The sequence below is a fragment of the Pseudomonas sp. CCI3.1 genome (assembly GCF_034313985.1).
Taxonomy (GTDB): Bacteria; Pseudomonadota; Gammaproteobacteria; order Pseudomonadales; family Pseudomonadaceae; genus Aquipseudomonas; species Aquipseudomonas psychrophila.
This window is the reverse complement of record NZ_JAVIWO010000001.1, coordinates 65,850-89,919: the sequence shown is the minus strand read 5'-3', so window position 1 is coordinate 89,919 and position 24,070 is coordinate 65,850. Positions and strand designations below refer to the sequence as shown.

Genomic DNA, 24,070 nt, shown 5'->3' with positions numbered 1-24,070 from the left:
ACGGAATCAGAGGGCTGACCCGATCAAACAAAAGGGTCCGCGTTGGGCAGGCCCAGCTGTACAAGACCGTAACTGCGGCGGTAAGCCGCCTCGTTGTTGGCAATGTGCCCGCGAGCCTGGTGCAGGTCACGGAAGTAACGCGCCACCGGGTTGGTGTTGTACAAACCCGAAGCGGCCATGCAACGCAGCAGGTCACTGACACGGTCGGCGCACACATTGGTCACGTGGGAGGACTGGTAGCGATATAACAAGCGGGTTTCGACATCCGGGTATTCCCCGGCTGCGGCCAGCGCCATCAGGTGCCCGTAGTTGCGCATCAGCACCAGTTTGAGCGCGTCAACGGTGATGATGGCTTCAGCTGCAGCCGCTTGGGCCGCCGGATCTTCGGCGGTTTTGGCGCCGTGTTTGCCGATGTGCTTTGCCGCGTTGTCGCAAAACTCGTTGATTGCCCCTTGCAAGGCGCCAAGGGCCGAGGTCGATACAGCGCGGGCAAACACCTGGGCAAACGGGATCGAGTACATCGGGTTGGTATTGACCAGTCGGCCCGGCGTGGCTTCGATGCTGTAGTTGTTGGTGCGCTGCACCCGATGAGCCGGGACAAAAGCGTCTTCAACAACGATGTCGTGACTGCCGCTGCCGCGCAGGCCTAAAACGTCCCAGTTCTGTTCGATGCGGTAATCGCTGGCCGGAATCAGGAAGGTGCCGTGTTCGGTTGGGCCCATTTCGTCTTGCGGCACGATACCGCCGAGCAGGCACCATTGTGCATGTTGGCTGCCACTGGAAAACCCCCAGCGCCCGCTGACCTGATAACCCCCCTTGACCGGCGTGACCTTGGCCACCGGCATATAGGTCGAAGCCACCAGCACGGAGCTGTCTTCACCCCACACATCACGCTGGGCTTCAATCGGGTAACGCGCCAGTTGCCATGGATGCACGCCCACCACACCAAATACCCAGGCAGTGGACATGCAGCCTTCAGCCAGGGTCATCTGGATTTCAAAAAAGGTGCGCAGGTCGACTTCATGACCGCCCCACATCTTGGGCTGCAGGGCTCGAAACAAACCGGCCTCTTGCATGTCACGAACGGTTTCGTCGGGCAGTTTGCAGTCTTTGTCCGCCTGGGCTGAACGGCTTTTTAGCGCAGGAATCAGGTCACGCGCACGTTGCAGCAGCTCAAGCTCAATCGGACTTTTCTCTCGTATCTGATCCATCCGTGTGTTCTCCGTCAGTCTCTCGCTGCGCGAATGCGCGGGCGGTGTATGACGAATAATCCGGCCTGGCACGCTGTGGATCATCGTCAAAGCGGACTAGGCTAGGGCATCACACGGAACTTGCGCACGCGCCGGGATCACTTCGCGAGCAGGCTCGCTCCCACAATGACCCTGGGGGGAACAGGCTTAAAGAACCGGCAGCCTGGCGAAAGGCCGATCCTGTTCAATCTGCGCACTCAAACGCAGCAACACGTCTTCGCCACCCAAAGGCCCGGTAAACATCATGCCGATGGGCAGACCGTTGTTGCTCATGCCCACCGGCAAGGAAATGGCCGGCTGGCCGCTGACGTTGGCCAGTACGGTAAAGGACGCGCTGCCCATGGCGTTGTGGGCATAGCTCTCCCAGGGCTGATCGAGGCTCAAGAGCCCCAGGTCCGGGGTGACATTGGCGGTCACCGGCGAGAGGATCACGTCAAACTTCTGGAATTGATCTTCCATGTAGCCGCCAATGGTCTCGAACGACTGACGCGCACGGTACAAGCCCTCTCCGGTAACTTTTTGCGCGCGGTCCAGCACCACCCGGGTGATACGTTCGTAGTCATCGGCAGTGGCAGCGCGACCCAGTACCTGTTCGCGATCGTGAACCATGGTCAGCAATGCATCGCCAATCACCGAACCGTGTGCGCCGAACAACTGGCGCGGATCGATGCCAAGGCGCAGCTCTTCAACCTCATGCCCCTGTGCTGCCAGGCGTTTGGCAGTATCGCTCAGCACTCTCTCCACCTCAGGGTCCAGCGGCGCGCCGGTCAATGAGTCACGTACCACGCCGATGCGCAAACGACCGGGGGCGGTGCGCAACTCTTCGACATAGGGGCGCTCAAGTGGCTTGGCCCAGTACGGACTGCCAGCCTCATGCCCCTGCCCCGCATCCATGAACAACGCCATGTCACGCACATTGCGCGACACCACGTTGCCTACGCTGGCTCCAAACCAGCCCTCATATTTACCCGGGCCGCTGGGGGTGCGGTAGCGCGTGGGCTTGAGCCCGACCAGGCCGCAATAGGACGCGGGTATCCTGATCGAGCCACCGCCGTCTGTGGCGTGGGCCACCGGCACAATGCCCGCAGCAACGGCCGACGCCGCGCCACCGGATGAGCCTCCTGCGCTTTTAGCCAGGTTCCACGGGTTGCGGGTTTGCCCCCACAGCAGGGATTCGGTGGTGGTGGTCAACCCGAATTCCGGGCAGGTGGTCTTGCCAAACGGCACGGCCCCGGCCGCCTGATAACGGGTGATCAGGGTGCTGGTATGGGGCGCCAGCGGTGCATCTTTGTACAGGCGGCAACCATTGGTGGTGCGGGTGCCTTCGAGGTAAGTATTGAGGTCCTTGATCAGGATCGGCACCCCGGCCAGCGCCCCCGTGGTTGATGCACCACTGGCGGTACGGGCCTTGAGCAGCGCGTTGGCGTAGTCGTCATGGCGCATATTGACGGCATTGACCTTGGGGTTGACCGCATCACAACGGGCCATGGCCGCCGACAGCAGATTTTGCGGGCTGATTTCACCTTTTTGCACGGCTTTGGCCATGTCCCAGGCATCCATTTGCAGATATTCCCCAGGGGATATACCGCTGGAACCGGCCGCATTGGCAAAGCGCCCGAGCAGGCCTGCGCCCACAGTCAGGGCACCGGCCTTGAGCACATGACGACGCTGCCAGCCGGTGGCAAGTTGCGTGTCTTCGGGGGTAGAGGCTGGGATTGGCAAAGTATCACTCCGATTTACATTTTATTTTTGTAAAAAACGCATGCCCCCTGTGGGAGCACAGCGTTTTCAGTCAGCCGTTACCATCGATTGCATGGTGGGCAAAAAGTGTTCGCCATAGGGCGGCAGCAGGCCCCATTCGCGGCGCGGATCGTGGGCCGCAGCCTTGTAAACCGTACGCATGTGGCTGAATTCAAGGAAGCCTTCGCGGCCATGATAGTGGCCCATGCCCGAGGCACCGATCCCGCCAAACGGCGCGTCATGCAGAGCCGCGTGCATCATCACGTCATTGATGCTCACACCGCCGGAAATCGTGTGCTGCAGCACATGGCGCTGCTCTTCTTCATTCTGGCCAAAGTAGTACAGCGCCAGCGGTCGCTCGCGGGAGTGGATGTCGCCCAGCGCCCGATCAATGTGCTCATAAGGCAGCAGCACCAACGCCGGGCCGAAGATTTCTTCGTGCATGATCTGGCTGTCACGGGGCGGGTTGATCACCACCTGCAGCGCGCGTCGACGGGTTCGGGCGTCGGCCTCTGGCGCCTGCGGGAAGCTCTCGATCCGGGCACCCCGCTCACGGGCATCCTGCACGTAACCGTCGATGCGCTGCACATGGCGGGCATTGACCACAGCCACTACATCCGGGTTGTCGTCCGTGGTAGGGAGCAGTTCGGTGTAGGCAGTACCCAGCAGGCCGATAAAATCTTCCAGCAGCTCACGCGGCACGTACACCACGTCCGGGTTGATGCAGATTTGCCCACCGTTATTGGCCTTGGCCACTGCGATGCTGAAGGCAGCCTTGGCCAGATCTGCGCTGCGGGAAATGATCACCGGGGATTTACCTCCCAGTTCCAGGGTCAGGGGCACCAGGTTTTCAGCCGCATTGCGCATGACCGAACGTGCCACAGCGGTACTGCCGGTGAACACCAGATGATCGAAGGGTTGGGAGGTAAATACCTGCGCCAGCTCGGCATCACCGGTCACCACAGCGATTTCAAGCGGGTCGAACATGTCGGCAAAGGCCTGGGTCAGGACCTGAGCGGTGCGAGGCACCACTTCGGAGGGTTTGAGAATGGCTCGATTGCCCGCAGCCAGGACGCATGCCAAAGGGCTGAGCAAGGTGAACAGCGGCGCATTCCAGGTGCCCAGAATGCCGATGGAGCCTTTGGGCTGGTGCATCACCCAGGCTTTGGCACCCATCTGGTCGTAGGGCGAAAACACTTGTCGCGGCTCATCTTGTGCCCAATGGTCAAGATGGTCGCGCGCATATTTGAGTGATGCCAGCGAACCCAGCACGTCATTCATCAATGAAAAACCCTGCGGGCGACCGCCAAAATCTTCATCCATTGCCTCGATCAGTGGCTGCTGATAGCGCACCAGCAGCTCTATCACGCGCTGAATGCGTGCCCGACGCAGCTCTGGGCTGACGTACCCAGCATTGATAAAGGCTTCTTTTTGCGCCGCCAACAGGCTGGACAGCTGTTCTGGAGCAGTGCTGCTGAACGTCATGGATGAGTCCTCTGATACACCGGTTCAATGAGCCGACGCTAGCGAATCCGCCTCCCGAACGCCTCGTCCAATCGGACGATAATCGGCTGCATTCGTTAGTCCATTAAGACGATGTAGCGCACCGTTTCGAGGCGAATACTGCAAGCACGAAAATTCAATCCATGAGGTTCGTCATGGCAATGCAAAGCAGCTTCGACCCGCAGGCATTCCGTACCGCGCTGGGCACCTTTACCACCGGGGTGACGATCATCACCACCCAGGCTGAAGATGGTTCGCCCATCGGCATTACTGCCAACAGTTTCAACTCGGTCTCCCTCAACCCGCCGCTGGTGCTGTGGAGTCTGGCCAAGACTGCTCGCAGTCTGCCGGTGTTCAGTTCCGGAAAACACTGGAACGTGCATGTGCTGTCGACCGAACAGGAACCTCTGTCCGGACGTTTTGCGATGCAGGGCGAGAACAAGTTCTCCGAAATTGAACTCGACAACGGCATCAGCGAAGCGCCGCTGCTACAGGACTGCACCGCCAGGTTTCAGTGCCGCACGGCCTTTCAATATGAAGGCGGCGACCATGTGATTTTTGTCGGGGAAGTACTCGCCTTCGATCACAGCGACCGTGCACCGTTGGCCTTTCAAAGCGGCCAATATGCCCTGGCGACGCGCAAGCCACGCAGCGAGCTGCGCCTGGCAACCACTCCGCCACCGCCGGAATGCAGCTACACCGAGGACTTGCTCGGTTATCTGCTGGGCCGCGCCCACTACCAGTTGCTCGACGCCCTGCATCGCCTGCTGAGCAATCAGCAACTGGATGAGCATGCATTTTTCATCCTCTCGGTCCTGTGTATTCGCGACAACCTGACCCTGGATGAAATCAATCATTTCGTCAGCTACACCGGGCATGTGGTGACCGTGGCAAGCATGCGCTTTCTCGAAAAGCAGAATCTGGTCGCTCTCGAAGGCAGCCAGCAGGCACCGCGCTATGTACTGACCGCCACCGGTCGTGAGGCGTCGCTGCAACAAGTGGCACTGGCCAAGGCCGTGGAGGAGAACGTATCGGCCAGACTCGCTCCCGGCGATGCCCAGGCCCTTAAAGTGCTGCTCAAGCGCCTGATTGCAGCCAGTGATCCAGGCTTGCCCGATCTATGGGCGCCCCGTTAAATCCCTAGTCAAAAAGGAACAGGACCCTTTATGAACATTATTCAGCGCTTCAATCTGACCGGCAGCGTGGCCGTCATCACCGGTGGCGGGCGGGGCATTGGCCGCGGGATCGCCCTGGCCTACGCCGAGGCTGGCGCCGATGTGGTATTGGCAGCCCGCACCTTGAGCGACGTTGAAGCGGTGGCCGAAGAAGTTCGCAGCCTGGGCCGCCGTGCCCTGGCCCTGAGCTGTGACGTGAATGATGCCGAACAACGCAGTGCGGTGGTCACCCAAGCCCGTGAGCACATGGGGCGCATTACTCATCTGGTGAACAACGCAGGCGGTGCCGGCCCCAACGACCCGTTGACCCTGAGTGTCGAGCGCTTCGAAGAAATCATGCGTTTCAACGTGTCTTCGGCCTATCACCTGTGCCAGCTGTGCGTGCCGCACATGCGTGATGCGGGCAACGGCAACATTCTCAATATCACCTCAGGCGCGGCGCGTTATGCCCAAACCCAATTCAGTGCCTATGGCACTGCCAAAGCCGCGCTGAGCCACATGACCCGCTTGCTGGCCCAGGATTTCGCGCCGTTGGTGAGGGTCAACGCAATTGCCCCCGGCCCGATCCTGACCGACGCCCTGAACCGCGTCCTGCCGGTTGCCATGCGCGAGGGCATGATCAACGCCACCCCGCTGCAAAGCCTGGGCGAAGTCGAAGACATTGCCGCCGCTGCGCTGTACCTGGCCACCCCGGCTTCGCGCTGGGTCACCGGCAAGATCCTGGAAGTGGATGGTGGCGCCGAATCGAGCGTGTGGCCGGGCTGAGCCAAGACTAAACCGTGGGAGCGAGCCTGCTCGCGAAGCTCGCTCCCACAAGGGATTTTCTGCAGAGCCCTCACCGGGATCTGGCTTTAAGAGAGCGTATTTATGGACACACAGTTGATTGAAGCCCTGGGCGACGAGCTGTTTCACGCGCTGCGTGAGCGCCGCAGTGTGCAGCCGCTGACCCAGCGTTATCCGGACCTGACCCTGGAAACGGCCTACCGGATCTCCCTGCGTTTTTTACAGCGCCGCGAAGCGCTGGGCGAGCAAGTGATCGGCAAGAAGATCGGCGTCACCAGCCGTGCCGTGCAGGAAATGCTCGATGTGCATCAGCCCGATTTCGGTTTTTTGACTAATCCCATGCAGGTCGCTGACAACAGTGATGTGAGCTTCGTCACCCACCATCTGGTGCAACCACGGGCTGAAGGCGAGATCGCTTTTATCCTCGGCGAAGACCTGCACGGCCCCGGCATTACCGCCGAAGACGTCATGGCTGCCAGCCAATGGGTGGGGCCGTGTTTCGAGATTGTCGACTCGCGTATCGCCGACTGGAAAATCCGCATTCAAGACACCGTGGCCGACAACGCCTCATGCGGCGTGTTCGCCCTGGGCGAGCAACGGATCAATCCCCGTGAACTGGACCTGGCCAAGGTCGAACTGCACATGCTGAAAAACGGTCAGCCGGCGGGTAACGGTTTTGGCTCGGCAGTACAGGGCCACCCCTGCGCCGCCGTGGCTTGGCTGGCCAATACCCTGGGCAAGTTCGACATTCCGTTTCGCAAGGGTGAAATCATTCTGTCCGGAGCATTGGCACCGCTGGTGCCGGTGCAACCCGGGGATGAGGTCAGCCTGACCCTTAGCGGTCTGGGCTCTGCCCGTCTGCGCTTCGTGCCCTAAACCCCGTTCGAGACCTTTCCCATGACCAAAAAGATCAAATGCGCCCTGATCGGGCCGGGCAATATCGGCACCGACCTGCTCTACAAGTTGCTTCGCAGCGACGTGCTGGAGCCGGTGTGGATGGTGGGCATCGATGCCACGTCCGAAGGCCTGAGCCGCGCCCGAGAGATGGGCCTCAAGACTACCAGCGACGGGGTCGACGGGCTGTTGCCGCATGTGCTGGCGGACAATATTCAGATTGCCTTCGATGCCACGTCGGCTTACGTTCACGCCGAAAACAGCCGCAAGCTCAACGAGCTGGGCGTGCTGATGATCGACCTGACCCCTGCCGCCATTGGCCCGTACTGTGTGCCCCCGGTCAATCTCAAGGCCAACCTCAAGCGCGGTGTAATGAACGTCAATATGGTCACCTGCGGCGGCCAGGCGACCATTCCGCTGGTGGCTGCCGTGAGCAGCGTGCAACCGGTGGCTTATGCCGAGATCGTCGCCACAGCGGCGTCCAAGTCGGTCGGCCCGGGCACGCGCAAGAATATCGACGAGTTCACCCGCACCACGGCCAGTGCCATCGAACAGGTGGGCGGAGCCAAAAAAGGTAAGGCGATCATTATCGTCAATCCGGCCGAGCCCCCCCTGATCATGCGCGACACCGTGCATTGCCTGACTGAAACCGAACCGGATCAAGCCGCGATCACCCTGGCCATTGCCAACATGATCGAGCAGGTGCAGCAGTACGTGCCGGGCTACAAGCTGGTCAACGGGCCGGTGTTTGAAGGCAATCGGGTGTCGATCTTCATGGAGGTCGAAGGCCTGGGCGACTACCTGCCCAAGTACGCCGGCAACCTCGACATCATGACCGCTGCCGCTGCGCGCACCGCCGAGATGTTCGCCGAGGAAATCCTCAAGGGTGAACTGCAACTCAAGGCATCCGCCCCTCAACCTGCCCTCGCTTAAGGAGCCGACCATGGATCTTCGCGGCAAAAAAATCACCGTGCATGACATGTGCCTGCGCGACGGCATGCACCCCAAGCGTCACCAGATCAGCCTGCAACAGATGAAAGACATCGCCTGTGGCCTGGACGCCGCTGGCGTGCCCTTGATTGAAGTCACCCACGGCGACGGCCTGGGTGGCAGTTCGGTGAACTACGGGTTCCCGGCGCACACCGATGAGCAGTACCTGTCTGCGGTTATCCCGATGATGAAAAAAGCCAAGGTGTCGGCCCTGCTGCTGCCCGGCATAGGCACGGTGGATCATCTGCAAATGGCGTATGAGCTGGGGGTCAATACGATCCGGGTCGCTACCCATTGCACGGAAGCAGACGTGTCGGAGCAGCACATCTCCTATGCGCGCAAGTTGGGCATGGACACTGTGGGTTTCCTGATGATGGCCCACATGAATAGCCCCGAAGGCCTGGTCAAGCAGGGCAAGCTGATGGAGAGTTTCGGCGCCAACTGCGTTTACCTCACCGACTCGGCCGGCTACATGCTGCCCCACGACATCAAGGCCCGGGTCGCGGCGTTGCGTGAAGCGCTGCATCCGGACACCGAGATCGGCTTTCACGGCCATCACAACCTGTCCATGGGTGTGTCTAACTCCATCGCCGCCATCGAGGCCGGGGCCACGCGGATCGACGCCGCCGCTGCCGGTTTGGGCGCCGGTGCAGGTAACACGCCAATGGAAATCCTGGTTGCGGTGTGTGACCGCATGGGCATTGAAACCGGGGTCAGCGTATTCGGCATTCAAGATGTCGCCGAAGACCTGGTGGTGCCGATCATGGACTTCCCGATCCGCAGCGATCGTGATGCCCTGACTATGGGCTATGCCGGGGTCTATGGCTCGTTCCTGCTGTTTGCCAAGCGCGCCGAGAAGAAATATGGCGTACCGGCACGGGAAATCCTGGTGGAAATGGGCCGTCGCGGCATGGTTGGCGGTCAGGAAGACATGATTGAAGACACTGCCATGACCTTGGCTCGCCAGCGGGCCTGAGGCTTTGTTCCTTGCCAGGGGCGCTGACCGGGTCAGCGCCTTTGGCGTTTTTATCTGACAGGAATTCAACCATGTCCAATGCCCAGGTCGGCTGGCGCAGCCATGCTTTGCTGTTGTTGCTGGCGGCCATGTTTGCCGACAACTTTGTCGGCCGCCAGATTCTGGCGGTGATGATTGAACCGATCAAAGCAGAGTTCGGGGTCAGTGATACGGCGATGGGGCTGATTTCGGGCCTGGCATTTGCCGGGGTCTACGCCCTCCTCGCCTTGCCCGCCGGGCGGCTGGCCGATCGCATGTCACGCACCCGCTTGCTGGCGATTGCCTGCCTGTTATGGGCGGTGGCGACCATGATCTGTGGCCTGGCAGTCAGTTTCTGGATGCTGGCCGTGGCGCGCATGGCGGTTGCCGTGAGCGAGTCGCCGACCACCTCGGCGTCGATGTCGATCATTGCCGACTTGTACCCGCCGCATCGTCGCTCGTTTGCGATCAGTTGCTTCACTGCCGCCCCGACCTTTTCCGCCGTTATCGGCCTCAGCCTCGGGGCATGGGTGGTCGAGCACTATGGCTGGCGCACGGCGTTTATCGTGATCGGCATGCCCGCGCTGTTGTTCTCCACGCTGCTGGCTTTTGTCGCAAACGATCCGGCCCGGGGCCGTTGGGACCTGGCCAGCGCCCATGCTGCCCATCCGCTGCAAAGCATGGGCAGTGAGGCACGCAAACTCTGGGCTCTGCCCGCCTACCGTTGCCTGGTCATGGCGGGCGGCCTGACCACTCTGGGCTCCTATGCTATCGGCATGTGGAACACCAGCTTTCTGGTGCGCTCCCACGGATTGTCACTCCAGCATGCGGGGTTGCTGGCGGGCTTTATCTGTGGCGGTTTTGCCGGGATCGGCGCCTTGTTCAGCGGCTGGCTAAGCGACCACCTGACGCCGCGCAACCCGCACTGGCAAGTGGGTATTCCAATAATCGGCAATGTAGCCGCGCTTGCTGCGCTGTTCGCCTACCTGCTGTGGCCCGACACAGTGTGGACGCAGCTGGGCAGCGTGCCCGTCCCCAGCTCGATGCTGTGGTGCGCGCTGTACAGCTTTTTTGTGGTGTGGTGGGTGGCCCCGTCTTACAACCTGGTCACGCAACTGGTTCCGGCCAACCGTCGAGGCACGGCCATGGCTTTACAGACCATCATCTCGACACTTATGGGGGTTGGGGTGGGCCCGTTACTGGCCGGACTGTTCAGTGATGCCTTGCAACCGGCTTTCGGCGTTGAATCGCTGCGCTATGCGTTACTGCTGGTCAGTCTGCCGGTGGCAGGTGCGATCATGCTGCTGATCCGCACCTCCAGCCATGCCGCACAAACCGATTATCTACAGGCAGAGCGAGCCGCATAGTCATCGATAAATGTGCGGGTCAGCTCATAGGACGACAGGTTCGCCCTGCGCCCGGGGCTGAGGGGGAATGCCTGACCCGCCCACAGGTTGATGAAGTCACCGCTGCCCTCTGACTTGGCCTTCAAGGGCAGCAGCACCCCGCCCGCCAGCGGAAAGACCGGCGCCTGGGTATTGATCGGACCCATTTCGCGCATCACCCGATTGACAATACCGCGGGCCGGGCGGCCGGTAAAAAGGTTGGTCAACGCAGTTTGGCTGGAGCTGGCTTCACGCAGCGCCCGGTGATGGGGTTGGGTGACGCTGGCCTCGGCACAAAACAGGTACGCGGTGCCGATTTGCACGGCACTGGCGCCCAGTGCAAACGCAGCGCCGATGCCCCGCGCATCGGCGATCCCGCCCGCGGCAATCACCGGCACAGTTACCGCATCAACGATCTGTGGCACCAGGGCAAAGGTGCCGATCTGGGTAGTCAGTTCACGGCTCAAAAACATCGCCCGATGCCCACCGGCCTCGTAGCCCATGGCGATGATCGCATCACACCCGTGAAGCTCCAGCCATTGAGCCTCCTCAACCGTGGTGGCTGAACTGAGGATTTTTGCCCCGCAGGCCTTGACCCTCGCCACCAGCTCCGGTGCCGGCAGGCCGAAGTGGAAACTGACGACCTCCGGGCGCAGCTCTTCGACCAGGGCGCAGGTGGTTTCGTCGAAAGGTGCGCGGCTCGACACGGGAGTCGGCGCGTCATAGTCGACCCCAAGCTCGATGTAGTAGGCCTTGAACAGCGACTTCCACTGCTCGATTGCGGCCTCGTCGTATTCTGGGGCTTGATGGCAGAAAAAATTCAGGTTCAAGGGCTGCTCGCTTGCGGCCCTGAAAGCCGCCACTTCAGCGCGAATCGATTCGAGGTTCAACGTGGCACAGGCCAGGGACCCCAGCCCTCCGGCCCTGGCGACACCGATCATGATATCGGCGCCAGCGCCGAGCATGGGGGCCTGGATGATGGGATGGGTGATGCCGAGCAAGTCGATAAGGCGAGAATCGGGCCAGCAGCTCATGAGGGCGCTCACGGGTAATGATCGGGATGCCAATACTAGCGGCTGGCTTACGAAGGCGCAGCCTCGTTCTGCTCGTCAGCGGCTACACATTCGTCGTCTGACCCGCTAACCCTCTACGTAGCAGTTGACGAGTAGAACGAGGCTACGTTCGAACGCGCAGCGGTCGCAAAACCGGTACACGCGGTTTGCCTGATTAACCGTGGAAGCCGACCTTACGACTGCTTCGCAGCCGGACGCAGCCTCGCACGGCTCGTCAGCTGCTACGGATACCTACCCCGCGTTTGTAGCAGTTGACGAGTAGAACGAGGCTACGTTCGATCGCGCAGCGGTCGCAAAACCGGTACACGCGGTTTGCCTGATTAACCGTGGAAGCCGACCTTACGACTGCTTCGCAGCCGGACGCAGCCTCGCACGGCTCGTCAGCTGCTACGGATACCTACCCCGCGTTTGTAGCAGTTGACGAGTAGAACGAGGCTACGTTCGATCGCGCAGCGGTCGCAAAACCGGTACACGCGGTTTGCCTGATTAACCGTGGAAGCCGACCTTACGACTGCTACGCAGCCGATCGCAGCCTCGTTCCTGCGTCAGCGGCTACAGGCCTCTTATTTCTTGCCGGCCAACGCCGAAATCAAAGCCGGGTCATGGTTGTAGATGTCCGGCGCATAGGTCACTTTTCCATCTTTGCTCGCCTGGGCCGTCCAGTAAGTCATCAGGATCGGCACCGGTCGGGACAGCCTGAATTCATGGGTCAACCCCGTGCTCAAGAGTTCTTCGGTGCGGGTCTTTTCGGCCGGGGTCACCAGCAGGTCACGCAGCTGGAACACCGACTCGACCCGTACACAGCCCGAACTGAAAGCCCGTGGTCCCTTGCTGAACAACGCCTGGCTGGGGGTGTCGTGCAAGTAGACCGAGAACGGATTGGGAAACCGGATTGCAATTCGCCCCAGAGGGTTTCTCGGCCCGGCGCCCTGGCGCAGAAGGATATTGCCCGGGCGGTCCCAGTCAATATCCTGGGCCGCCAACGGCTGGCCGTTGCTGTCCACGATCTGCAGATCCTGGCGGCTGAGGAAAGACGGATCGCGGCGGATCTGCGGCAGTTTGTCTTCACGAAAAATGGTCGGCGGGATGGTCCAGGTCGGGTTCAAGGTCAGGCGATTGACCCGGGACTTGAGCAACGGTGTCTGGCGTTCGGCACGCCCCACTTGTGTGCGGGTCTGCCACACGGGCACGCCACTCTGGTACACGGTCAATTGCGCAGCGGGCACGTTGACCAGCAAGCTGTCGGGCTCAAAATCCTGGGCGATCCAACGAAAACGCTCAAGGTTGATGCGCAGTTGTTCGAGCCGCTCCTGAGGGCTGATATTCAGCTCTTTCAAGGTACCCGCACCGATCACACCATCGGCCTGCAACGAGTGATCGAGCTGAAAGCTCTTCACGGCTGCAGCCAACTCATTGGTGTAAGTGTGATCGACAGAGGCCGGTAATTGATTCAGGTAGCCTTCACTGAACAGCCGCTTTGCCAGTTCGGGCACCCGTGCATCCTGCATGCCGGGTCGCAACAAAGGACCGCTCGCAAGCGGCTGCCATTGTGGCAACGGTTGCAGACGCTGGCGGGCATAGACCCGGCGCAGGTTTTGATACATCTCCCCTTGCGGCCGCGCCTGGTCAAAGGCCCGCGGAATATCATTCAGGCCCGGTCCTGCCAGGGCCAGAATCCGGGCCTGACGGTCCTGGGGCACTTCGCTGGCATGCCATACCGGCTCAAACTTTGCCTGTGGCAGGCGACCATAGTGCAGGTCCTGCAATGCTTGAAGGTACTGCTGGCTGGTCTCGATATCGGCGCACAGATCCCGAGTCGAGGGCAGTGTGTAGTCGCCAGGGTTCAGACCGTCATCGGCCAACTGAGCCAGTGCTGCTTGCAAGGCGCTCAGGCGCTGATTGTCGGTCCAGACCAACTGATCGTTATGCCCCAGATAAAAACCCTGCAGCAGTTGTTTAGAAGACTCGCTGACTCGCGCCGCCAGCCCCGGGCAGTCCTGAGGCAGTTGACTGAGCGCCTGCTGCACCGGATTCAGTGAACTCACAGGTAGGGGATCGCCTACAGCGACCAATGGCGCAGTCAGCAAGGCAATGCTCAAGTAAAATGCGCGTTTTTTGAACAACTGCTTAACTCCAATTAAGGGCCGTCACTTGGTACATCAACTGAATCTGCAGTCACGGTAAACCCACAGGCTAGCAGCTAACGCAGGATCGCCAAGTTATCGGCGCAGGATTGCTGGCCTGACATCATCGAGAACACGCTATTTATGCTTAACTTTTTACGTCGCTTTTGTTTGGCAGCCCTTGCACTGAGTGCAACCTGCAGCACTGCCTACGCAGCCAACCCTCTATTACTCAGCAAACTCAGCCATGCTGCCCCCGAGCTGAACCCACAGGCCCTTAAAAGCGCCCTGAGCGCCATGCAATGCGCGGTCAACAATGGCGCAAAGCAGGCCCAGCATCTGGCCGTAATCGATTACTCGCAACCTTCGACTGCGCGTCGTCTCTGGATCTTTGACCTGAATCGCAAGACGTTGGTTCTGCGAGATCTGGTGGCCCACGGCAAAAAATCCGGTGAAAACTTCGCCACCAGTTTCTCCAATACCGAAGGCAGCAATCAGTCAAGCCTGGGGCTGTTCAGTACCCAGGAAAGCTATGTGGGCAGCCACGGCTACTCGTTGCGCATGGACGGCCTGGAGCCGGGCATCAATGATCAAGCTCGCGAACGTGCAATCGTGATTCACCCTGCCGATTACGTTAATCCGCTGTGGAGCAAAACCCAGGGCCGAATCGGTCGCAGCCTTGGCTGCCCGGCAGTACGCCCGCAAGTGGCGCGCCAGGTGGTGGACAAACTCAAGAATGGCCAGTTCATGTTCGCCTGGTACCCCGACAAGCGCTGGCTGCAATCCTCGGCTTACCTCAACTGCCAGTCACGGCAGGTGGCAAGTATTGTGTCGGCCAAGCATGAGGTCATGCCAGGGGGTTGAAAGCCCGGAAGCAATACCGGTACATAGTGCGTACATGTTCAAGGAGATTCACCATGTCCGCGTTGCACACGAGTGCCTGTATTTATCGCCCCATGACCCAGTCCGATTTACCCGCAGCCCACGGGCTGTCCTCGCAACTCGACTGGCCCCACCGCCTCGAAGACTGGGGCCTGCTGCATCGGGTCTTCAAAGGATTTGTAGCGACTGTCGATGACCGTTTGATCGGCACGGCATTCGCCTGCCCCCAAGGCAACTTTGCAACCATCGGCCTGGTGGTGGTCAATCCCGACTTCCAGGGCCAGGGCATCGGCCGCCTGCTGATGGAGCTGGCACTTGATGCTTGCCAACCGGGCACTCCCATCCTAAATGCCTCCGTTGCTGGTGCACCGCTGTATCTGAGTCAGGGCTTTGTCGAATTCGGCACCATTGAACAGCGCCAGGGCCTGGCCCGGGCCGTCGCACTCGAACCCCTGGCCGAAGATGAGCATCTGCGGGCCCTCTGCGAACAGGATCAGGTCCGGCAACTGGCATTGGCCAACGCGGGCAGCGGGCTGGACCGAAGCGCCCTCTTCGCACAGTTGCACGATACGATCGAACACACGGCAGGCATCGAGACAGATGGCCAGCTACAGGCGTTTGCTTTATTGCGCCGGGCCGGGCGCGGACACTGCATTGGTCCTGTCATTGCACAAAATACCCGGCAGGCCAGACACCTGATCACCACCCTGCTCGCCCAAATCCCCAATCAGTTTGTGCGCATCGATGTCCCGATGGACAGCGGACTGTGTGAGTGGCTGACACTGGCCGGCCTTGAACCGGTGGACCGCGTAACCCAGATGGCTCTGGGGTCGCCCCCGCAACCCAACCCGCTCGTACGCCAGTTCGCACTGGTTTCACAGGCCATTGGTTGAGCTGTCGAGCGAAGGATGTGGGAACGGGCTTGCTCGCGATAGCATCACCGCAGTACCCCGCCCTGCCGTTTCTTATCCGTTACCGACCCTTTTCCACTGAAAGCGACACCGCCCCGGGCCTGTTGTTGACTCATCGGGCTCGGCGCTATTTATTACTATTAATCCGCATTAATACGATAAATAGAACATATGCTAAGTCGCCCCCTGCACCGTAAACGCCAGAAGCTCTCCGATGTGATTGTCGAGTCGGTCAAACGCTCGATTGTCACCGATGCACTCAAGCCCGGTGACCGGTTGCCCACCGAACGGGAGCTGATGGGGAGCTTTCAGTGCTCCAAGGGTTCTGCCCGCGAAGCACTCAAGGCGCTGGAAGTCGAAGGCCTGGTCAACACCCGCACTGGCCCCAGCGGTGGCGCCTATCTGAACCAGGCCGGGACCGAGCCCGCCAGTCGCGCACTGCGTAACTACTTGCACTTTCAGCATCTGGACGGCGAGCAGGTCTATCAGTTGCGCAAGGTGATCGAAGTCGAACTCGCGGTATCGGTGATTGGCAGATTGAGTGCCGAAGACTATCTGGCCCTGCAGGCCAACGTGGATTTTTGCAGCGCTCCCGAAGACAGCGAAGCCGGACAGCGCGAACAGCGTCTGGCGGAACTGGAGTTTCATAACCTGCTGGCACGGGCCTGCCCTAACCCGCTCCTGAGTTTTATGGCGCAGTTTCTCAATGACCTGCTGCGCGATCTGGTGGTGCTGAAGAAAGCCTACAAACCCAAGCGCAAACAGTTCGACGCCGCCAACCTGGATTATCACAAGCAACTGTTGATTGCCTTGCAGGCCGAGGATGAAGCCTCTGTGCGCAACCTGATGCACGAACACATGTGTGACGCCGAACACCATATGACCGCCCTCGAGGGCCAGGTCAGCCCGCATTTCCTCCTGGAATTCGATCACAACCACTAACTGTGCCAATAAAAGGCCTGCCCACAGGCCATGTTCCGCCGTTTGCCATTGCTACTCCTGCCAATAACTAATCAAACCAGGGAGTTTCCCCATGCAACGTCGCACTTTGTTGAAAGCAAGCCTGGCCGCTGCCAGTGCCCTGAGCCTTCCGCTGGGCATACGCCATGCCTTCGCCTCCGAGCCCTTTACTTTCTACGGCCTCAAGTCCATGTCCGGCGCCTTTGCCAGTTACGGCAAGTTCGCCGACATGGGCTCGCGCCTGGCAGTGGAGCAGTATCCGCAGTTGCTGGGCAGGCCCCTGAATTACAAGGTGATCGACACCGAGGGCAACGCCGGCAAAGCGGTACGCAAGGTGCAGGAAGCCATTGCACAGGATGGCGCGCGCTTCTTTCAGGGCTGCACACTCTCGTCTTCAGCACTGGCAGTCGCCAAGGAAGTGGACAAGGCAGGCGGTGTCTTCATGACGCCCGTGGGTGCCGACGAAGTGACCGGCAAGGATTGCAACAAAGCCACGTTTCGCTGGTCGGTGCCAACCTACGGTGCGGTACGCGAAACCCTGGTGCCGCTGATCAAGCGTTTGCCCGAAGCCAAGCGCTGGTACACCATCACCCCGCAGTATGTATTCGGCGAAGCGCTGCTCGATGGCACCAAAGAGGTGCTAAAGGAGCATGGCCTGGAACATGTCGGCAACAGCTATCACTCCCTGCAGGAGCAGGAGTTTTCTGGCTACCTGACCAATGCCATCGCGGCAAAGCCCGATGTACTGGTGCTGCTCAACTTCGGCAGCCAATCGTCCAACACCCTGCGCCAGGCGGTGAACTTCGGGATCAAGGAGCGGATGAAGGTCCTGCTGGTGTGGTCGGCGGGTCTGGATCAATTCCAGGAGCTGGGCAGCGACATACTTGAAGGAGTGTACCTCGGTGCCCAGTACTGGCATCAGGTGGATACACCGCTCAATCGCGAACTGGTCAAGATCACCAAGGCCAGGTACGGGATCAACCCCACCTACCCCCTGGCCGCTGACTACATCAGTACCAAGGTCATGCTCGACACCATCGCTGCCACCGGCAGTTTCGATGGCCCCACGGTGGCCAAAGCCATGCAGGGCTTGAGCTATGAGGGCCCGACCGGTACCGAGTCGATCCGCGCCGGTGACCACCAGGTGATCAAGGATTACTACCTGCTGATCGGAAAACCGGCTGACGAAATGAGTGACAAGGACGATCTGGCTCAAGTGGTCAGCTCCGGTCAGTCATTTGCCCCGGTACAAGACACCGGCTGCGTTCTGGGCTGAATCCCGGCACTTCTTCAGCTTTTGCTACTGGCAGCCGATCACCCGTGATCGCCTGCAGAGGGTATCTGCATGCTCGAACTTTACCTGTTTCAAATTCTCAATGGCCTGGGCCTGGGGATGATCTACTTTCTGATTGCCGTCGGACTGACGATCATTTTCGGCCTGCTAAACTTCGTCAATTTCGCCCACGGTGCGTTTTTCCTGCTGGGCGCTTACATCTGCTACACCGCGGTCAGCCTGACCGGCAATTTTTGGCTGTCTTTGCTGCTTGCCCCCTTACTGGTCGCCGCCCTGGCCTGGGTGATTGAGCGATTGCTGATCCAGCGGATTTATCACTTGCCCCACATGTTCCAGATTCTGGTGACCCTGGGTATCGCCCTGATCATCCAGGAAGCCAGCGTGATGATCTGGGGCCCCGTGGGCAAAAGCGTCGCCGTACCGCAACTGTTGCGTGGCGTACTGGTGATCGGCGATTTCGTCTATCCCTACTATCGCCTGTTCCTGATTGTGTTTTCAGCCCTGGTGGGATTCGGCTTGTGGCTGCTGTTGGAGCGCACGCGCTTTGGCGCCCTGGTGCGCGCCGGCAGTGAAAGCACGGAAACCGTGTCGCTACTGGGCACCAATATTTTCCGCCTGTTTTCCATGACGTTCGCCCTCGGCGCCGGGCTGGCCGGTGTGGCCGGCGTGCTATTCGCGCCATTGCGCGGTGCCCAGCCCTTCGTCGGCCCGGAAATTCTCGGGGTGGCATTTGTCGTGGTGGTGATCGGCGGCATGGGCTCGTTCAGCGGTGCGTTGGTGGGCGGCCTGTTGGTGGGCGTGGTGCAAAGCCTGATGACAACTATCTGGCCCCAGGGTGCGAGCCTGATGATTTACGGCGCGATGGCCGTGGTCATTCTGCTGCGTCCTTACGGCCTGTTCGGGAGAGCCTGACATGAGCGAGAAAAACCCCCTGCCCTTTGCCAAAACCCAGTCGCGTTCCATGCTGCTGTTGGTGGTGGCGGTACTGGTCGGCCTGCCACTGGTGCTGCCTTCCGCAACCCTGGCCACCGAAATCCTGATTTTCGCCATGGCGGCACTGGCCTGCAACCTGCTGCTGGGCTACACCGGGCTGTTGTCATTCGGCCAAGGGATCTTCTTTGGCGCCGGTGCCTACTGCGCCGCATTGTTGATGATCCATTTGCAGTTGGGCCTGTTCAGTGCCTTGCTGGGCGCAGCGCTGGCCGGCGGCTTCCTGGCGTTTCTGGTGGGCGCCCTGGCGATTCGCCGGACTGGCATCTACTTCGTCATGCTGACCCTGGCTTTCAGTCAGATGGCGTACTTTCTGACCTACACCCTGAGTGACTGGACTGGCGGCGACAACGGACTGCTGAATGTGCCCCGGCCAGAAATTCGCATCGGTGACACCGTGCTGATGTCATTGAGTGATGCGCGATACTTTTACGGCTTTGTCGCGGTGTTGTTCCTGTTGATTTTCATCGGTGCACGCCGCGTTATCGCTTCGCCTTTCGGCAGTACGCTGATGGCGATCCGAGAAAACGAAACCCGCGCGGCCGCCATTGGCTACGACACCCGGCACTTCAAGATTCTGGTGTTCATGCTCTCGGGGGCAGTCACCGGTATTGCAGGGGCGCTGTACGCCATGCTCCTGCACTTTGTTCCGCTGTCCAATATCGACCTGGCGATGTCGGAAAACATTCTGATCATGACCATCGTCGGCGGTACCGGGTCCTTGTTCGGCTCCTTGCTGGGCGCAGGTTCCATCGTGTTGCTGGGCGAATTCCTGTCTGATCTGTGGCCACGCTGGCTGATGCTGCTGGGGGTCATTTTGATTCTGGTGGTGGTGTTTATGCGCGGCGGCCTGTGGGGCGGATTTTCGAGCCTGTTCGAGCGTATCAAGGGGCAACGCAAACCCAGCTTGCCCGTGCAGGAGGAGCAGCCATGAGCGCGCCTGAGTATCTGCTGCAAACCGAAAATCTGGAGCTGGCCTATGGCGCCTTTCGGGCAGTCAACGGCGTGAGCCTCAACGTCGAAAAAGGCACCATTCATACCGTGATTGGCCCCAACGGTGCGGGCAAGACCAGCCTGTTTCACTGCCTGACCGGAGAGCGTCAGGCCACAGGCGGGGCAATCATGTTTGATGGCAGGAATATCATCAAAAAACCGTCACACGGCCGCGTTGGCCTGGGCATGGCCCGCTCGTTCCAGCTGACCAGCCTGTTTCAAAACCTCAGTGTTCGGGAAAACCTGCGCCTGGCAGCCCAAGGCCGGGATGGTCTGGCTGCGCTGAACTTCTGGCGCCGTGTCGACAGTCGCCGCGAACACCTGGAGATGGCCGATCAGGTGCTGGAGCGCCTGCAATTGACCCAGCGCGCCGACACCCTGGCCGGTGAGTTGTCCCACGGCCAGCAACGGGTGCTGGAGGTGGGCATGTCGATCTGCTCCAAACCCAAGCTGCTGATGCTCGATGAGCCAACTTCCGGCATGGGCATTGACGACATTCCGATCATGACCCAGTTGATCAGTGACCTGGGGCGCGACCACACGGTGCTGTTGATCGAACACAACATGAGCATCGTTATGTCCATTAGCCAACGTATCACCGTGATGAGCCACGGCCAGATTTTGGTCGAAGGCACACCCGAATTCGTTCGCGCCGATGAGCGCGTGCGTGTCGCCTATCTGGGAGAAGCCGCCTGATGCTGACCGTCGAGAATATCCATTCCTATTACGACAAAAGCCATGTCCTTGAAGGCGTCTCGCTGCAGGTCAACCCCGGGGAACTGGTGACGCTGCTGGGCCGTAACGGTGCGGGCAAAACCACAACGTTGCGCAGCATTTTGGGGATCATTTGCCCGCGTCAAGGCCAGATCCTCTTCAACGGCCAGGATATGGTCGGGCGCAAGATCTTCGAGATCGCCCGTGAAGGGCTGGCGCTCGTGCCGGAGCATCGCGGGATCTTCCGCCTGCTGAGCGTCGAGGAGAACCTGCGCATTGCGCAACGCAAAACCAGCCGCTGGCAGCTGGAGGATGTGTACACCATGTTCCCGCGCCTCAAGGAACGGCGAAAAAATGCCGGTCATGCGCTGTCTGGCGGCGAGCAGCAAATGCTCGCCATCGCTCGGGCGCTGCTCAATGACCCCAAGCTGCTGATCCTCGATGAACCCACCGAAGGCCTGGCCCCGGTGATCGTCGACGAGTTGGTAAAAATCCTGCGCAAGATCAAGGACGATGGTCTGCCTGTGCTGCTGGTGGAACAGAACCTGATGGTCTGCGACAAACTGGCCGACCGCCATTACGTACTGGAGCAAGGCCGTGTGGTGTATGAAGGCAGCGCCGCCGATTTTCGCGCCAACCCGACCATCAAGAACCGTTACCTGGCCCTGAGCGCCTGAAGGGAGATTTGTGTCAATGAACAGACCAATCCTGTTATCCGACCTTTTCAACAGCAACGCGCCATTGATCAACCGCGATCGCTTGTGGCAATCGCTGATGGACCTGGCGCAACTCGGCGCCACAGCCAAGGGCGGTGTATGCCGCCTGGCCCTGACCGACCTCGACCGTCAGGCCCGTGACCTGTTTGTGCAATGGTGCGAAGAAGCCGGTTGCACCGTCACGGTTGATGCCATCGGCAATATTTTTGCCCGTCGCGCCGGTCGCCAACCGCACCTGCCACCGGTGATGACCGGCAGCCATATCGATACCCAGCCCACAGGCGGCAAGTTCGACGGGTGTTATGGCGTTATGGCCGGGCTGGAGGTGATTCGCACCCTCAATGACCTGAATTTGAGCACCGAGGCCCCGATCGAAGTGGTGGTATGGACCAATGAAGAAGGCTCGCGCTTCCCGCCGTGCATGATGGGGTCTGGAGTTTTCGCCGGTAAATTCGACCTCGACGAGACCCTGAGCAAACAGGATGAGCAAGGCCTGTCAGTGGGTGCGGAGTTGCAGCGCATTGGTTACGCCGGTAGCCGTGCAGTACTCGGCCATCCGGTTGGGGCCTATTTTGAAGCGCATATCGAGCAAGGTCCGGTGCTGGAAGACCGCAACATCACCTTGGGTGTGGTGATGGGATGCCTGGGGCAGAAGTGGTTTGACCTGACCCTGACCGGCGTCGAAGCCCATGCGGGCCCAACACCGATGCATTTGCGCAAGGATGCGCTGGTGGGCGCCGCACATGTGGTCAGCGCCGTGAACCGTATTGCCCATCAGCATCAACCCCACGCCTGCGGTACTGTCGGCTGCCTGACCCTGCACCCGGGTTCGCGCAATGTAATCCCGGGGCAGGTGCACATGACCATCGACCTGCGGCATTTGCATACCGACCGGTTGCAAGCGATGGTCAATGAGGTCCGCGAGGCTATTGACGTCGCGTGCACCGAGCATGGGCTGAGTTTCGAGCTGACACCTACTGCAGATTTCCCGCCGCTGGACTTCAACCCCGCCTGCATCGACGCCGTGCGCCAGGGCGCGCAACAGCTGGGCCTGAGCCATATGGACATCGTCAGCGGCGCTGGCCATGACGCGATTTTCATCGCTGAGTTGGGCCCCGCCGGGATGATCTTCGTACCCTGTGAAGGTGGCATCAGCCACAACGAAATCGAAAATGCTGCGCCTCAGGATCTGGCTGACGGGTGCGCCGTATTACTGCGGGCAATGGTCAATGCCGCGCAAGCAGGAGCTGCACAATGAGCACGACGGATATCGGGCAAATGAACGCGGTTGAACTGCTGAGCCGCTTTCGCGACAAGAGCCTGTCGCCGGTAGAAGTCACTGAAGATGCCTTGCTGCGTATCGAGCGCTACAACCCGGCGGTCAACGCTTACTGCCACGTGGACCCCGAAGGTGCGATGCAGTCTGCCAGGGAATCCGAGCAGCGCTGGTTGAAAGGCCAACCCTGCGGCGCGCTGGATGGCGTGCCGTCATCGATCAAGGACCTGACCCTGACCCGCGGCATGCCCACGCGTAAAGGCTCACGCACCACATCGGCCCAGGGACCGTGGGAGGTGGATGCACCGTTCACGGCGTTCATGCGCCAGGCCGGAGCCGTGCTGCTGGGCAAAACCACCACCCCGGAATTCGGCTGGAAAGGTGTCACCGACAACCCGCTTTACGGCATCACCCGCAATCCGTGGGACACCCGCCTGACTGCGGGCGGGTCCTCGGGCGGTGCAGCCGCCGCTGCGTCACTCAATCTGGGGGTGTTGCACCAGGGCAGCGACGCGGGCGGTTCGATCCGTATCCCCTGCGCCTTTACTGGCACCTTTGGCATCAAGCCGACATTTGGCTATGTGCCGCAGTGGCCCTCCAGCTCGATGACCATCCTCTCCCACCTCGGACCAATGACCCGCACGGTGGAAGATGCCGTGCTAATGCTGCAAACCGTGGCACAACCGGACGTTCGCGACGGCTTGATCGGCGCACCGCGCAGCCTGCCGTGGCTGCCTGAAGGTGACAGCCTCAAAGGGCTGCGCATCGCTTACAGCCCGGACTTCGGCCATGTGGGGGTCGATCCGCAGGTCGCCAGCGTGGTAGCTCGCGCCGTCGAGCGGCTGGTGGAGCTGGGAGCCCATGTTGAGCAGATCGACCCGGGGTTCAGTGATCCGCTGGATACGTTCAATACCCTGTGGTTTGCAGGTGCCGCCCGCCTGGCCGGACAACTCGACAGCAGCCAGCGCGCCTTGCTCGACCCAGGCTTGCAACGCATTGCGTCGCTAGGTGAACGCATCACGTTGAGCGAATACAGCGCAGCCCTGGAAGCACGAGCGGCTTTGGTGGCACAGATGGCGACGTTCCATGAGCGCTACGATGTGCTGGTCTCACCGATGCTGCCCATCACGGCGTTTGCCGCCGGGCATAACGTACCGCCGGATTCGGCCTATACCGAGTGGATGCACTGGACGCCCTTCAGCTACCCCTTCAACCTGACTCAGCAACCGGCGGCGTCAATCCCGTGCGGCCTGGCTCAAAACGGCTTGCCGGTGGGGTTGCAAGTGGTGGCTGCACGGTTTGCGGATGATCAGGTGCTGCGGGTCTGCCGGGCGTATGAACAACACTTCCCGGCCACACACCCCTTGGTGCCGAAAAACGGCCAGGACTGATCCGGGCAAAACGTTGCCATGCTGCATGAGCCG

Annotated in this window: 21 protein-coding genes; 16 read left to right on the top strand and 5 right to left on the bottom strand. The window is 60.5% G+C overall.

The features are described from left to right. Positions 1-23 precede the first annotated feature (23 nt). The 3 genes from RGV06_RS00365 to RGV06_RS00355 form a co-directional block, all read right to left on the bottom strand. A complete protein-coding gene (locus RGV06_RS00365) occupies positions 24-1,211 on the bottom strand; it encodes an acyl-CoA dehydrogenase family protein (protein WP_322149051.1) in 1,188 nt (395 codons plus the stop codon). A 186-nt stretch (positions 1,212-1,397) separates the two neighbouring features. Next, on the bottom strand, positions 1,398-2,972 hold the full coding sequence (locus RGV06_RS00360) for an amidase (protein WP_046809707.1): 1,575 nt from the start codon (positions 2,970-2,972) through the stop codon (positions 1,398-1,400). A gap of 66 nt (positions 2,973-3,038) precedes the next feature. Beyond that, complete coding sequence (locus RGV06_RS00355) at positions 3,039-4,475, bottom strand: coniferyl aldehyde dehydrogenase (RefSeq protein ID WP_019821812.1); 1,437 nt, start codon at positions 4,473-4,475, stop codon at positions 3,039-3,041. A 173-nt stretch (positions 4,476-4,648) separates the two neighbouring features. Here RGV06_RS00355 and RGV06_RS00350 point away from each other — a divergent pair, with 173 nt between their 5' ends. The 6 genes from RGV06_RS00350 to RGV06_RS00325 all read left to right on the top strand — a co-directional run bounded on the left by RGV06_RS00350 (position 4,649) and on the right by RGV06_RS00325 (position 10,696). Next, positions 4,649-5,629 (top strand): flavin reductase family protein, encoded by a 981-nt coding sequence (locus RGV06_RS00350; protein ID WP_019821814.1) that lies wholly within the window; start codon positions 4,649-4,651, stop codon positions 5,627-5,629. Between the two features lie 30 nt (positions 5,630-5,659). Next, positions 5,660-6,433 carry a glucose 1-dehydrogenase gene (locus RGV06_RS00345; RefSeq protein WP_048352068.1) on the top strand — a complete coding sequence of 258 codons (774 nt, stop codon included), beginning with the start codon at positions 5,660-5,662 and terminating at the stop codon, positions 6,431-6,433. Between the two features lie 102 nt (positions 6,434-6,535). Next, positions 6,536-7,327, top strand: coding sequence for a fumarylacetoacetate hydrolase family protein (locus RGV06_RS00340; protein WP_322149050.1), 792 nt, complete (start codon positions 6,536-6,538; stop codon positions 7,325-7,327). A gap of 21 nt (positions 7,328-7,348) precedes the next feature. Next, positions 7,349-8,278: an acetaldehyde dehydrogenase (acetylating) gene (locus RGV06_RS00335; RefSeq protein ID WP_198822066.1), complete on the top strand. Its 930-nt coding sequence runs from the start codon at positions 7,349-7,351 to the stop codon at positions 8,276-8,278. A gap of 10 nt (positions 8,279-8,288) precedes the next feature. Beyond that, a complete protein-coding gene (gene dmpG, locus RGV06_RS00330; protein ID WP_019821821.1) occupies positions 8,289-9,311 on the top strand; it encodes a 4-hydroxy-2-oxovalerate aldolase in 1,023 nt (340 codons plus the stop codon). A 71-nt stretch (positions 9,312-9,382) separates the two neighbouring features. After that, positions 9,383-10,696 carry a spinster family MFS transporter gene (locus RGV06_RS00325; RefSeq protein ID WP_048352066.1) on the top strand — a complete coding sequence of 438 codons (1,314 nt, stop codon included), beginning with the start codon at positions 9,383-9,385 and terminating at the stop codon, positions 10,694-10,696. On the opposite strand, the gene RGV06_RS00320 is transcribed toward RGV06_RS00325, so the two are convergent. Together RGV06_RS00320 and RGV06_RS00315 are read right to left on the bottom strand one after the other, a co-directional pair. Next, positions 10,669-11,748, bottom strand: coding sequence for an NAD(P)H-dependent flavin oxidoreductase (locus RGV06_RS00320; RefSeq protein WP_322149048.1), 1,080 nt, complete (start codon positions 11,746-11,748; stop codon positions 10,669-10,671). The two genes, RGV06_RS00325 and RGV06_RS00320, sit on opposite strands and share 28 nt — an antisense overlap. Before the next feature lie 602 nt (positions 11,749-12,350). Then, positions 12,351-13,910, bottom strand: a complete 1,560-nt coding sequence (locus RGV06_RS00315) for a L,D-transpeptidase family protein (protein WP_322149046.1) — start codon at positions 13,908-13,910, stop codon at positions 12,351-12,353. Between the two features lie 144 nt (positions 13,911-14,054). On the opposite strand from RGV06_RS00315, the gene RGV06_RS00310 reads away from it, so the two are divergent. The 10 genes from RGV06_RS00310 (at position 14,055) to RGV06_RS00265 (ending at position 24,037) form a co-directional block, all read left to right on the top strand. Next, positions 14,055-14,774, top strand: a complete 720-nt coding sequence (locus tag RGV06_RS00310; protein ID WP_019821829.1) for a murein L,D-transpeptidase catalytic domain family protein — start codon at positions 14,055-14,057, stop codon at positions 14,772-14,774. A 53-nt stretch (positions 14,775-14,827) separates the two neighbouring features. Beyond that, positions 14,828-15,685, top strand: coding sequence for a GNAT family N-acetyltransferase (locus RGV06_RS00305; protein ID WP_322149045.1), 858 nt, complete (start codon positions 14,828-14,830; stop codon positions 15,683-15,685). Between the two features lie 189 nt (positions 15,686-15,874). Next, positions 15,875-16,645: a FadR/GntR family transcriptional regulator gene (locus RGV06_RS00300; RefSeq protein ID WP_322149044.1), complete on the top strand. Its 771-nt coding sequence runs from the start codon at positions 15,875-15,877 to the stop codon at positions 16,643-16,645. 91 nt (positions 16,646-16,736) lie between these two features. Further along, a complete protein-coding gene (locus tag RGV06_RS00295) occupies positions 16,737-17,939 on the top strand; it encodes an ABC transporter substrate-binding protein (RefSeq protein WP_019821835.1) in 1,203 nt (400 codons plus the stop codon). A gap of 69 nt (positions 17,940-18,008) precedes the next feature. Beyond that, entirely contained in the window at positions 18,009-18,869 is an 861-nt protein-coding gene (locus tag RGV06_RS00290; protein WP_019821837.1) for a branched-chain amino acid ABC transporter permease, read from the top strand. Between the two features lies 1 nt (position 18,870). Continuing rightward, on the top strand, positions 18,871-19,881 hold the full coding sequence (locus RGV06_RS00285) for a branched-chain amino acid ABC transporter permease (protein ID WP_019821839.1): 1,011 nt from the start codon (positions 18,871-18,873) through the stop codon (positions 19,879-19,881). After that, entirely contained in the window at positions 19,878-20,636 is a 759-nt protein-coding gene (locus RGV06_RS00280; RefSeq protein WP_048352062.1) for an ABC transporter ATP-binding protein, read from the top strand. The genes RGV06_RS00285 and RGV06_RS00280 overlap by 4 nt, the downstream gene beginning before the upstream one ends. Further along, positions 20,636-21,331 carry an ABC transporter ATP-binding protein gene (locus RGV06_RS00275; RefSeq protein ID WP_019821842.1) on the top strand — a complete coding sequence of 232 codons (696 nt, stop codon included), beginning with the start codon at positions 20,636-20,638 and terminating at the stop codon, positions 21,329-21,331. Before RGV06_RS00280 ends, RGV06_RS00275 begins: the two co-directional genes overlap by 1 nt. 16 nt (positions 21,332-21,347) lie before the next feature. Then, positions 21,348-22,628, top strand: a complete 1,281-nt coding sequence (locus RGV06_RS00270; protein ID WP_322149042.1) for a Zn-dependent hydrolase — start codon at positions 21,348-21,350, stop codon at positions 22,626-22,628. After that, positions 22,625-24,037, top strand: coding sequence for an amidase (locus RGV06_RS00265; RefSeq protein WP_019821845.1), 1,413 nt, complete (start codon positions 22,625-22,627; stop codon positions 24,035-24,037). The genes RGV06_RS00270 and RGV06_RS00265 overlap by 4 nt, the downstream gene beginning before the upstream one ends. Positions 24,038-24,070 lie beyond the last annotated feature (33 nt).